Here is a 13,156-nt window from a genome sequence, read left to right as displayed (position 1 = left end):
TTCTTTACCAGCATCCCTGCAACCAACTATAATATTAAACTCCAAATACATTTAAAACTTTACTGTCATTCCAATCATTACACTTTATACCTGTCGCTTTGCACAAAGCTTTTAACAATGTCACCAATGAATCATTCATTTTTTTCCCTCGCTCATTCCAATCTTTTATTAATGAATTTGCTAATAACTCCTCGTACGCTTGAAGAACTTCCTCATCATCATGAAATACTATTGGAACCCTGTTTAGCGCAGCATAAAATTTTTCTGCGTCTCTTTGTCTATTCAGAAGAAAACGATATCCAAATATTTCCGCAACAACAGTTTTCTTTTCTCTCATTATTTCATTCTTATGATTTATAAATATCGTTATAATTGTAGCTAGCACACCAGATATCACAGCCCCAATTAAACTAATAATTGCATTTATCAATGTCATTCTTAATCTCCCTTCTCCCCAAAATACTCCTGCATAAGACTATCAAACAATAACTGCGCTTCATCCAATGCCTTCTGCACCACAACTTTTGATTTGTCGACTTGTTCTACAAAATCTGCAAATTGTTTTTGTAAACTAATATCTGGCACATAAATGACTGTTGAATTTATCTTTGATAACAATAAATTCGGTTGAGCTGAAGCGCTTTCGACCAAATACATCTTTGTATTTACCCTGTAACACCATTTTAGAAATACCGGATTTAATACTTCCCGCTTTACTTTGAGCAACGCAACACTCTTTTGTAAAAGTGTATGTTCAGTTCTAATATCTGAGGCAATGGCAGATTTACCTATTGTTGCTCCAGTATTAACAATCAAAAAATCGCCTATCTCAACATTGCAACGTTTATAATCCTTTTCAAATTCTTCAATATTTATTTGTGGTGCAGTTTCATAATGTACCTCGTCATCAAATATTTCTCTTGCACCTACAAAATAACGATCAGTACCTTCTTCTTGATCACATCCACCATGCTTCCCATCAGTTATTTTGTTACATAACTCTTTTAAAGTAGCCTTCTCATATTCCTGAGAAGGATTATCTAGAGTTCCAAAGAGCTCGACAAATCGGGCTTTGATGAGTTCATCTAATTTCCCTAATTCCACTTCTCTTTTTTTTATAATACATTCTATAGAACTCAAGATTTGAACTATCTCTTTTTGTCGCTTCACATCCGGAAAAGGCATCTCAACTACATCAAGCATATCTTTGGTAATAACACCTATCGCACTTCCCTGCGATCCACCTCTAAGCCTTTGTATCCACGGATGAAGTCCATAATAAATGTAATCCCTAATTGCCTCTCTATTTGGTCGTATAGCTGCTACTGATCTTCCTATAGCACAATCGACACCTCGATTAAGTTTTCCACTTGTAGCTCCTACCACACAAATTAAAACATCTTCGCTGCTTGCCATTTTTAATGGATTAGTCGTCCATTCATCAATAATTGGTACTGATTTACCAAATTGTCCTGCTTTAACAAAAGGAGTTCCCACCCCATCAGTATTGCAATCTGAACTAGCTGGTGCCTGTCCCATTATAAAGCTTGCATATTCACCTAGTTTAGCCATCTATCATCCCTACAAATCTCAATTTGTTTTTCCTTCCTCTTCGCTAATTCCAACACTCTCAATCAAGTCAGCAACTAATCCCTGTAACTGTTCTGCATTCTTGTTTGTAATTACTGGCTTGCCTGTTCTTTTCTCAATAGACTCTCTGGCTTCTCCAGCTATAGCTCCGCCTTCTATTGCAATTTGTCTACTATCTTCAAATGTGTCTGGCTGCTGTTGCTTAGATATTTCTGTTGTAGTTGCCTCAGCTAGCATATTAAGAACTAATTCAAGTGTGGACATATTGTCTCGAAGATTTTCTTTCTTCAGCCCCTTTAGATTCTTATACTGACGAGTAGACATGCCTGACCAAGCTTTGGTAATCTCATCTGTTAATATCGCATATTCGATACCTTTGCTTACACCGCGTTTGTCCCATTCATCAGTAAGCTCTTTTCGGACCTGAATTGCCTGCAAGCGCTGATTAATCCATTCCTTTGAATAGCCTTTCTTTGCATATGTCTCCAAGGCTCTGTCAATGGTGAGCTCTGGGTCAATAACTTCTTCAATTCTTTCTCGCCCAACTTGTGCTAACCACATTTTAAATGGTTCTGCTTTTTTTGAAGGAATCGACTGGATAATACGAAGCAACTGCTCTGTATTGGCTACATCAGTGTTATATCTCTTTCCATCTTTAGGCGATTTCATTTTCAGTTGGTTACAATTTGTAACCAACTGATTTCCCTCATCTTTAAGACGCTTTTTTGTTACCTTCCAATAGTTTTTTGCGGCATCATAATCTTTCTGTTCAGTCAAAACACCAATGACATCGACTACAGAAAAATACCATTCCTCTTCTTCCTCAACCCATGCGGTTCTTACTGGCTGATTTTCAAATAACTGTATCTTATTCTCCATTAATCATTACTCCTACTACAAGCCTAACAATTTTTCTAACTCATCCATTTCTTTGCCGATTTCCATTTCGATTTCACGGATATTAGCCATAATTTCTGATGTTGGTGGATACTCCACTTTTTCATATTCCACTTCCTTGTACTTGTTAATAGAAAGGTCGTAGTCATTATTAACAATATCCTGCTTTGGAACCATAAATGACTTGTCTGTACGTTTTCTTTCTGATTCTGCTTCGAGATTTTTGAAACGAGCAATAATATCTGGAATGTCATTTTCATTTACAGGAGTACGCTTATCATCCAAGCTATATCCGTCTGCTGTCATATCATAGAACCAAACATTGTCTGTTCCACCATGTCCAGTCTTGGTAAATATAAGAATAGCTGTAGAAACTCCTGCGTATGGTTTAAATACACCAGAAGGCATTGAAATAACAGCCTCAAGTCTGTTGTCCTCAACAATTACTTTTCTTATATCCTTGTGCGCCTTGGATGAACCAAATAGTACACCATCAGGTACGATACAAGCACATCTACCACCCACTTTGAGAATTCTAAGGAATAATGTAAGGAATAACAGCTCAGTCTTTTTCGTCTTACAAACCTTTAACAAGTCACCAGATACAGCATCAGCATCAAGGCTTCCCTTGAAAGGTGGATTTGCTAATATAAGTGAATACTTATCATGGTCTGCATTCTGGTCTGACAAACTATCACGATATTCAATAAATGGATTATCAATACCATGTGTCATCATGTTCATAGCACCAATACGGAGCATTGTTCTGTCCATATCAAATCCATTGAACATAGAATTCATGTAGTGGTCTTTCTTATCTTTATCAAAGAAGATTTCTTCTTTCTTTTTTTCTTTTAAATACTCAGCTGCAGATACTAAGAAACCTGATGTACCACAAGCAGGGTCACATATCACATCATCAGCCTTTGGGTCCACTAGCTCGACCATCATTCTAATAATATGTCTAGGTGTTCTAAACTGACCATTTCTACCAGCTGATGCTATTTTGTTTAACAAATACTCATATACATCGCCGCGGATATCAGTAGCCTGAGCTACATTCATCAATGCATAAATCTCATCTAATGAATCAACAACTTTGGATAAAAGCAGTGGTGTGGGTAGCTTGAAAATGGCATCATCCATATATTTAGAATATGCACTATCCTTATCGCTATGAAGATTCTTGATAAATGGGAACACCCACTCCTGTATTACTGTATACATTCTGCCCGCTGGGAAATCATGAAATACAGACCACTTGAGCTGCTTTCCATCAATTGAACGCTCGCCAATTTTTACTTCATCCGCAAAAATGCTTTTATAAGGAAGCCCCAGCATAGCGCTTTCTTTTTCCTTTTTATTGTCGACATCATCCAAATCTCTGATGAACATCAAATATGTAATCTGCTCTATAACCTCAAGTGGATTAACCAACCCACCTGCAGCAAATATATCCCATAGTCCATCTATTTTGTTTTTTAATTCGCCTGTAATCATTTCTATTCCTCCGCGTTCCATACATATTTTGTATAACGACCATTGCCGATTTTATTTATCTCTCCGCTCTTAACTAAATCAGTAAGAGTTCTCTTAACTGTAGTATCACTTATATCTGGATTCATATCCAAAAGTTCTGCTTTTGTTATTGTGCCAACATGATTCTTAATAATCTCTCTAATTCTATCCGGCTTAGAAAAATCAGGATTAGTAACAAGTTTCACTCTAGACTCAAACTCTTTATATGCACTGATAATAACACCAAGCATATAATTAACAAATGGCTTATAGTCATTGTCGTTCTCATGCCAATTCTGGGAACTATCCTGTAGTGCTTCATAATATGTCACCTTAGACTCTTCAATCAGCTTCTCAATACTAATGTACTTTCCAACAATGAATCCTGATTGATAAAGTAGCAGTAATGTCAATAATCTACTCATTCTGCCATTGCCGTCATTAAAGGGATGAATACATAAAAAATCCAAGATAAACATACAAAGCAAAATCAGTGGGTCTACTTCCTGTTTAGCATCTCTATATGACTTGCACAATTCATCTATAGCACCTGGAGTTTCCCATGCAGGGACCGGAACAAATCTAATCTTTACATTTCCAGCCTCATCTCTTTCTCTGATGATATTGTCACCAGTTTTAAAAACACCACCGTCAACACTTCCCAAAAACTTATATAAATCCCTATGAAGCTGTAGGAAATAATTAGCGTTAATAGGAATATATTCATAGCTCTCATGAATTGTGTTGAGTACATCCCTATATCCTGCTATTTCAGACTCATCCCTATTTCTTGGAGTAGTCTTTTCCTGAACAAGATTTTTTAATCTATCATCTGCTGTAAATATTCCCTCAATTCTATTAGAAGCCTCGGTACTTTGAATCTTTGCAATTTCTATAAGCTCTCTTAGTTCATCCTTATGTGCTTCTATAAATAGCCTTTGCTCCCCCTTATATTCATTAATAAGAGTTAGCTTCCTCACAATCTCAGGAGTCAGCAACTTTTGCCATTTTTCTCTATAATCATAGTTACGCATTCAATAGCCTCTTTCTAATTCTAACGCGGTCATTCAAAACTAAAATGACCCAATTGATATTTATTATGATACACTTAATTAATTTGGTCGTCAATAGTCCCAATAGCGTCATTTTTAGTTATTTTGACGCCATTAAAACTTATAATGACCTAATTAAACACTTTCGACGTGATACAGCGAAATATGATTATATTTAAAAAGTCCTTAGAAACCAAAGTTTCCAAGGACTCTAATTCTCCGAGCTTATTTAAACTATGTAACTCAATAATTTATTATAAATTATTAAAATGGCATATCCTTAAAAGGATTTTCTTCCTTCACGAGTGTAGTCTCATCAATCTGGTGCTGCAAGAATCGCTTCGCAAGTGGAAGCCAATCTGAGGCGTCATGCTCCAGGCTGTCCTTGAATGGCTCGAAAACATTGCGTCCAAGGGCAAAGCCATGGTTGCCATACTGGAACAGGTGGCACTCGAATGGTACACCAAGCTCCTGTAATCTCTCAGCCATTTTGATGGTGTGCATTGCTGGAACTAAGCCATCATCAAGAGCGTGTGCCAAAAACATTGGTGGCATAGCTGTTGTTGCCTGTACCACTGGGCTGTATTTATCCAAAGTAGCCTTATCTGGATGAGCACTTCCAAAAATAGGAATGTTGCCCTTACCATCTGACATGAAGTTAGGGTGCTCTTCATTGAATTTTTCCTGTAGCTCATAATCATGAAGACCATAGATGCATAGAGCTGACATGATGCTCAAATCATCTACTGTGCATCCAAATTTTTCTGTTAATAAATCCTTATTCTCTGTATTGTAAGTAGTTGCATACATTCCACATACGTGACTTCCTGCAGAGAATCCTACAATAGAAATCTGCTCTGGATCAATATCCCATTCCTTTGCATGCTCCTTGATAGTAAGGATTGCCTTTGCCATATCAATAGTCTGGGCTGGGAATAATGCTTTTCCCTCAGGTGCCTTTGTAGCATTAGAATACTCAAGAACAAATGCCTGATATCCATCAATTGCAAATGACATTGCAACTGGGTCTCCTTCATTTCCATGTCTAGGGCAGGTCTGGTATGCACCACCTGGAACAGAAATAATAGCTGGTCTCTTTCTCTTGATTTTCAGGAATGGATCATTGAGATTTAAAAAAGCTGTAAGCTCAACATCGTCTCTATCTTCCCATAGTTTAATAGTTTCAATTCGCATTTACGATAACCTCCAATACTAATTTGTCCGATTCCGAACATTTATATTATGCTAAAAAAAGACAACTTTTTCAATTGAAAAAGCCGTCATTTTTTATTGCGAATTACGACATTTATTTGCCGTATACAGTCATCAGCAACTCTTTATTAATAAAAATACTTGCATTGCCATTTCTAACTCTACAAAGAGTCGGTGCTTTTGGATCCATCTCTATATATTTATGATTTAGCTTGTCCTCAACTGTCGCTGTGCCATTATAAATATTGTCTACCATATTTAAAAATTCATGAAGATAGCTTTCTGCCATTGGAGTTCCATTGTGATTTGGGCAAATATACTTAGCATGCAATGATAAAACCTTTTCAGTGTTGCTCTTAAAATTATCCAGCCTCTCTCTCACATCATATGGTGCATCAGGATTATATGAATTATCAAATAGATTTACCTGACCTGGTTCAAGCTCATCTCCAACAAAAATCATGCCGTTAGCCTCATCATAGAAGAATAAACTAGAATTACAATGAGCTGGTTTAACATCAATTACAGTTATTTTTCTATCGCCTAGATCAATAATGTCGCCACCCTTTATTATTACCTTTTTATAATCAGGATATGGCAACTTTGATATATCAAATGGTATTAATCCTGGTGTGCTAACTGATGGAGCATCAATCTCCCAACCACCAGAAAGCATTACCTCTTCAAACTCCCCATTGCCGGCAGAATGATCTGGGTGATAATGTGTATTCACAACCATTACCGGCTTATCTGTCAGTTTTTCTACACAAGCTCTCAGATTACCTGCTCCATAGCCTGTATCAATGAGTAGTGCTTTTTCAGTGCCCTCAAGGAGATACATGTACTCACTACCGTTCATAAAACTAAGTACCCATGTATCATCTGTTATTTTATAAGGCATATAACTACCAAAGATTTCTTCTAAAGATGGTCCATTATCCATTATTTACATACCTCCAATAGATCTTTAAATGACTTTAATTTATATGTCACATTAGGATGCTCTGTTGCTTCCCCAAGTCCTGCGCTTTCAAAGCCACCGGCATATGCAGCCTGAATACCAGCCTTGGCATCCTCTACTACAAGGCAATTTGCTGGGCTTTCGCCAATAAACTCTGCCGCCTTCAAGAATACTTCTGGGTCTGGCTTAGACTTTGTGATATTTGTTCCATCTGAAATTGCATCAAAGAAATCACCAAGTCCTAATTGTCCTAAAATCATTTTTGTATTTTTACTTGATGAACCAATTGCAAGCTTGTAGCCTCTATTTCGAAGTTCATTTAATGTACCACGAACCTCATCAGATAAATCACTAGGACTCATCTCCTTTAAAAGCTCCACATAAGTGGCATTCTTCTCAGCTGCCATATCTTCCTTTTCAGCCTGGCTATATTTCTTTGTAGCCTTTTCAAGGATAATATCAAGACTATCCATTCTAGAAACACCGCGAAGTCTATTATTAATCGTCTCGTCAAAATAGATGCCTTCCTTATCAGCCAACTTCTTCCATGCAATATAGTGATACTTATCTGTAAAACAAATTACCCCGTCCAAATCAAAAATAACTGCTTTCATAAAAAAATTCCTTTCGGTTATGCTATTTTTATCTAGCATAACTTCAAGGAATTATTAATTACACAGATTAAATTTTTAAATATCCGACATATTTTATCTAAAGCCGATGCTCTTGAGTTCCAGACTACCATTACCTGTAAAGCTAATGTATAGCGCCTTATTTTTTGCACTAATCTCAACAGGAATGCTAACAAGCTGCCAGTTATCAGCATCAATATTGATTCTTGATGAAGCATATTTTTCTTTTAAATCAAAATCTCCCGAAAGCTCAATTACTCCACCAAACTCTCCACGGACCTCCAGCAATACCTCTTTTACATTATCAAAATCAAAGTATTTGTATCCGACAGTTGTACCATCCTCGATATCAGTAATGTAAGTTGTATTTTGACGTTCAACCATACGAGTCTGTTTTTGCATAATTGGGTCATTAAAATCAATGGAACTCATTGTAGTAGCAGAAGTGATATGGCAGGCTATACCTGCTGGATACATTCCAGAAGCCCTGAGCGCTCCGCCATTTAATCCACAGCTAGTCATTTCAACCTGCTTGATTGTTCCATCATCCTCTATAACGATTTTTTCTGCACAGCCCTGACGCGAAAACTCATTTCCATCTGTACATCTATGATAGAAAATATAGTAATCATCACCGGCCTTTACTATTCCACCATGGTTATTGCTAAGTGTATATGTAGGCTTATCATTACCGTCGAGACCAATATTACCATTTGAAATGATTGTACCGCCATACACAAAATCTCTATCTGGTTTGTCAGAAACGGCATAGCAAAGCTCATGGCTCTTATGACTGCTATATACAAAATAATATTTGCCCTTTATCTTTCTAATAGAGGATGCCTCAAAGAATGCATGTCCTTCAAAGCCTGTTCCCTCAGATGTCTTTCCGCTAGGAATAAGCTTTCTTGGCGCTTCCTTAAGAGTTAGCATATCAGACTCTAGCTCTGCAACCTGAGAATCTACAACAAATTTTATTCTCTTAATAGTTTTCATCATTTCCTGTTTTTCTGGTGGCATTTGAGCGATTTCCTCATCAGAAAAATCAGGCAAAATCATTTCCTTTTCACATGCTGGTGCAAATCCCCAATATAGATATACTCTTCCATCATCATCTGTAAGTACTGCTGGGTCAAAAGGCATATGATCATCTAATGTCTTTCCATCATGAAGACTCTTAGGGTATTTCACATGACCGTAAAATTCAAATGGTCCTGCTGGACTATCACTTACTGCTACACCTATCTCTGGATAGAACGAATAGCAATAATATAAATAGTATCTTCCATCTGGTCCCTTAGTTACATCTGGTGCCCATAGCTGCATTTTTCCGTCAGCATTAGAAGGGTCTTGCTCTTTTCTATAAATAACACCCTCGTACTTCCAATCTCTAAGGTTATCTACTGGAGCAGACCATGTTACATAATCCTCCTCACAATACACCTTTCCCTGAGCCTTATCATGACTACCATAGATATAAACTCTGCCATCAAACTCATGTGGTTCCCCATCTGGAACATACTCTGTCAAAGGCAAATAAGGGTTAAAAATCTGTTCCATTATATTCCTCCTTCAAAAACGGCTGTCAGAATTGACAACTCTGACAGCCATTATAATGTTTTGCGGTTTCAATCTTACTTCTTTTTTTTACTATTTAACCGACATTTTTTATTGTGTAGCAAGCCACTCGTCAAGCTGCTCCTGCTTGGCTGCCATAACATCTTCAAGTCCTGCTGCATATAAAGCCTCATTTAATGCATCAAGTGTTTCCTGAACCTTTGCTGAGCCTTCTGAGCCAGTCTCAAGTGTTGCTCTATATGTTTCATATGCATTGGTAAGTGCAGTTACTTCTGTAGAGTAATCTGAGCTATCCCACATGAAACCATATGTTGCTGGATAATATGCCCAGTCATTATGAGACTTTAATAAATCCCAATAATCAGCTGTCTTTGTGCCGTCATTCCATACATATGATTGGAACTGGTTGCCTAAGCACCAGCCGGAATTCTGGTGATATGCATAATTGCTTCCATCCTCGCCATCAACAAAGTATGCTGTACCATCATCAAGTACCTGATAGTTTACGCCCTCAATACCATACTGCCATAGATTGTAAACTGTTGGATCAGAGTATAAAGCTGAGATAAACTTAAAGGCCATTTCTGGGTCCTTTGAGTTGTTTGCAATACCTGTGTCAAAGAACGAAATATTAGTTGTTGATAAGTATCCATCATCTGAAGGGTTGATATATAAGCAATAGCATTCACAGCCGTTTGCTGAATTAGCCTCTGCCAAGAAGCCAGGCTTGATAGCTGTAGCATATGAGAATGTATTTCCAGCCTTCATCATTGTAGCTGTACCCTGAGTATCTGTTGCTGCATCTGGATAAATGTATCCCTTATCATACCAATCAGCAATCATTGTAACATACTCTTTGTACTGCTCAGTTTCAAACATGTTTACAACAGTTGTGTTCTCTCTGTCCTCACTGAGGTCAATTACACCAAAGCTATCTACCAATGTATCAAACTCAGTGAATCTGTTGTACTGAGATGAATTATAGAGATAAAGTGGATACATATTTGGATATGCTTCCTTTACTGCTGCAAAGATTTCTTCTGCCTCATCCCATCTAATTGATTTACCTGTATATGTGTCTGAGTTTTCTGCATCAAGGTTATACTTTTCTGTAAGACCAAGCTCATCGCAGATATCTGCTCTCATGCAAAGACCACCAAGCTCTACAGATTCCTTGTTAGCTGGGAAGCCAAATAATACACCATTTACACTACCAACCTTTGCTGTTTCCTCACTGCCAAGTGCCTCGATGATTTTTGCACCATCATCTGTATTCAAAAGCTCTGTCATATCATAGATTCCACCCATGTTTACCCAGCTTGGAGCATAAGAATAAAAAATAGGAATAACATCAAGCTCATCACCACCTGAAAGCATCAGCTGTGTTGTAGTCTGATAATCTGCATATGACACTGGAAGGAACTCAACCTCAATCTGATAGTTCTCAATCATATAATCATTAAGTGCATCCTGCACTGCAGTACGTGCTGCATCATCCTGTTCATAGAATTCGATGTACTCAAACACCAAATGATAAGGATCATCCTTTGTATACTCACCATATGAAGTTGTTGTTACACCATCTGCGCTCACTGCTCCTGTAGTCTGTCCCCCGCCAGAACTACTACTTCCGCACCCCACAAGTGCCGAAGCTGCCATAGAAGCTACTAGTAAAACACTCACTAACTTTCTTTTCATTTTTTCTCCTCCTAAATAAATCATTTTACTAAACCAAGTGTTACTTGGTAAATAACAATCGTGAAAGCACGGCCCGGGATTTTGCGTGAAAGCACACCCATTGTATATGCCTTCGGCATGGGGTGTGCTGTGGGAGACGGGCAACTCCCCTTCGGGGGCCCTCCCGTCTCCTTATCCTTTAACCCCTCCTAATGTCAATCCTTTTGAGTAGTACTTCTGGAAGAATGGGAAGATTAGCATAATTGGTAGAATGGCAACAAATGCGATAGCCATCTGTATTGCAGTTGATGGAAGGCTGGCAGCCGCCGCTGTCACATTACTGTTTGAACTAGATGCCAGATACTGGATATTGCTAACCATCTGGTTCAAAAGATTCTGTACGTTGTACATGTCCTTGTTTCTTGTGATGTAATAAAGTCCATTTGTCCAATCATTCCAATATGTAAGACCTGCAAAGGTTCCCATTGTTACAAGAATTGGTTTGCCAAGTGGTAGTACTATTTTTCTAAAAATCTGAAACTGTGTTGCCCCGTCTATTTCTGCTGCCTCGTACAATGACTCAGGAATACTTGTTGTAAAATATGTTCTAATCATCATTACGTTCCAGGCACTAACTAAAAAGTTAGGTAGTAGCTGTGCCCAAAGTGTATCCTTTACACCAAGTGATGACCAAAGCAAATATGATGGTACAATTCCACCGTTGAAAAGCATTGTGAAGAATACATAAAAATTTAATGCTTTTCTAAATGGAAGCTTCTTTACAGATAATGTGTATGCCATCATTGCTGACAGTAATACATTTACAAAAGTACCCACAACGGTTACTAAAATACTGATTCCATATGACTTGATAATTTTGTCACCTGACTGAAAAATATATGTATAAGCAGCTATTGAAAATTTCTTTGGGAAAAATGAATATCCATTTGCCACCAAAGTATTTTCTTCAGTGATTGATGACATCAATAGCAATATAAACGGTAATATTATAAGTACTGTCCATATGATCATTATCAGGTTTGACATTACCTGATATTTTGAAAAAGGTTTCTCTCGCATTACATTTCCCCCTAGAATAAAGCATTTTCTTCACTTACTTTTCGAACCACCCAGTTTGCAATTATTACAAGTGCAAATCCAACTACCGACTGATAGAATCCTGCTGCAGCTGACATGCCAATATTTGACTGTTCCATAAGTCCTCTATAAACATAGGTATCAATTACATTTGTAGTAGCATATACAGCTCCAGAGTTACGTGGAACCTGGTAGAATAATCCGAAATCTGAGTAAAAGATTCTACCTATACTCATAAGAGTCAGAGTAATAATTGTTGGTATAAGTGATGGCAATGTTATTGCTTTAATCTGCTGCCATTTTGTTGCTCCATCAAGGGAGGCGGCCTCATACAATGAAGGATCAATACCATTAATTGCGGAGATATAAATCAAACAGCCATAGCCAACACCCTTCCATGTATTGGTGAAAATTAATATAAATGGCCATACATTCGGATCTGAATACCAATTGACTGGGTCAATTCCAAGTGCTGGTAGAATAGTGCTATTCAAAATACCATTCGACTGACTGCAAAACGCAAATACGATATATCCTAAAATAACTGCACTCATCAAATATGGGAACAATATTGCACTTTGATATGTTTTTTTCAGCTTCTTGTTAACAGCATCACAAATAAAAATTGCAAATATGATTCCAAACAAGGTATTCAAAATAATAAATACAAAATTATAAAGAATAGTATTTCTTGTTATCACAAATGCATCTGGTGTTGCAAATAAAAACTTAAAATTTTTAAGTCCTATCCAAGCACTTCCAAATAGACCATTCCTAACATTGTATTGCTTGAAGGCAACGATAATTCCCGCCATTGGAATATAATTGTTAATCAAAAGATACAAGCCACCAGGTAGAAACATAGCATATAGTGGCCAATACCTTTTAAGCTTACTAACTGTAGTATTCATGTAAACCCTCCCTACAAAAGCTTTACGCTT

General features: G+C 37.4%; 12 protein-coding genes. All 12 read right to left on the bottom strand.

What is annotated here, in order from left to right; genetic code table 11:
• Positions 1–34: 34 nt before the first annotated feature.
• On the bottom strand, positions 35–436 hold the full coding sequence (locus E7276_RS03040) for a DUF6680 family protein (RefSeq protein WP_294213589.1): 402 nt from the start codon (positions 434–436) through the stop codon (positions 35–37).
• Positions 437–438: 2 nt separating this feature from the next.
• Positions 439–1,572: a restriction endonuclease subunit S gene (locus E7276_RS03035; RefSeq protein WP_294213586.1), complete on the bottom strand. Its 1,134-nt coding sequence runs from the start codon at positions 1,570–1,572 to the stop codon at positions 439–441.
• Between the two features lie 18 nt (positions 1,573–1,590).
• On the bottom strand, positions 1,591–2,469 hold the full coding sequence (locus E7276_RS03030; protein ID WP_294213583.1) for a BRO family protein: 879 nt from the start codon (positions 2,467–2,469) through the stop codon (positions 1,591–1,593).
• A gap of 15 nt (positions 2,470–2,484) precedes the next feature.
• Positions 2,485–3,987, bottom strand: coding sequence for a type I restriction-modification system subunit M (locus tag E7276_RS03025; RefSeq protein WP_294213581.1), 1,503 nt, complete (start codon positions 3,985–3,987; stop codon positions 2,485–2,487).
• 2 nt (positions 3,988–3,989) lie between these two features.
• Complete coding sequence (locus E7276_RS03020; RefSeq protein ID WP_294213579.1) at positions 3,990–5,039, bottom strand: Fic family protein; 1,050 nt, start codon at positions 5,037–5,039, stop codon at positions 3,990–3,992.
• Between the two features lie 282 nt (positions 5,040–5,321).
• Complete coding sequence (locus E7276_RS03015; protein ID WP_294213576.1) at positions 5,322–6,251, bottom strand: alpha/beta hydrolase; 930 nt, start codon at positions 6,249–6,251, stop codon at positions 5,322–5,324.
• A 112-nt stretch (positions 6,252–6,363) separates the two neighbouring features.
• Positions 6,364–7,212: an MBL fold metallo-hydrolase gene (locus tag E7276_RS03010; protein ID WP_294213574.1), complete on the bottom strand. Its 849-nt coding sequence runs from the start codon at positions 7,210–7,212 to the stop codon at positions 6,364–6,366.
• A complete protein-coding gene (gene pgmB / locus E7276_RS03005; RefSeq protein ID WP_294213573.1) occupies positions 7,212–7,844 on the bottom strand; it encodes a beta-phosphoglucomutase in 633 nt (210 codons plus the stop codon). Before pgmB ends, E7276_RS03010 begins: the two co-directional genes overlap by 1 nt.
• A 93-nt stretch (positions 7,845–7,937) precedes the next feature.
• Positions 7,938–9,422 carry a family 43 glycosylhydrolase gene (locus E7276_RS03000; protein WP_294213571.1) on the bottom strand — a complete coding sequence of 495 codons (1,485 nt, stop codon included), beginning with the start codon at positions 9,420–9,422 and terminating at the stop codon, positions 7,938–7,940.
• Between the two features lie 108 nt (positions 9,423–9,530).
• The gene (locus E7276_RS02995) at positions 9,531–11,138 is read right to left on the bottom strand and encodes an ABC transporter substrate-binding protein (RefSeq protein ID WP_294213568.1); all 1,608 of its coding nucleotides are present in this window, start codon (positions 11,136–11,138) and stop codon (positions 9,531–9,533) included.
• Positions 11,139–11,309: 171 nt separating this feature from the next.
• Positions 11,310–12,197, bottom strand: coding sequence for a carbohydrate ABC transporter permease (locus tag E7276_RS02990; RefSeq protein ID WP_294213567.1), 888 nt, complete (start codon positions 12,195–12,197; stop codon positions 11,310–11,312).
• Positions 12,198–12,208: 11 nt separating this feature from the next.
• Positions 12,209–13,126: an ABC transporter permease gene (locus tag E7276_RS02985; RefSeq protein ID WP_294213564.1), complete on the bottom strand. Its 918-nt coding sequence runs from the start codon at positions 13,124–13,126 to the stop codon at positions 12,209–12,211.
• Positions 13,127–13,156 lie beyond the last annotated feature (30 nt).

Source organism: Pseudobutyrivibrio sp. (assembly GCF_015057185.1).
Classification (GTDB): domain Bacteria; phylum Bacillota; class Clostridia; order Lachnospirales; family Lachnospiraceae; genus Pseudobutyrivibrio.
The sequence above is the reverse complement of the archived record's forward strand: the minus strand, read 5'-3'. Positions and strand labels throughout refer to the sequence as shown.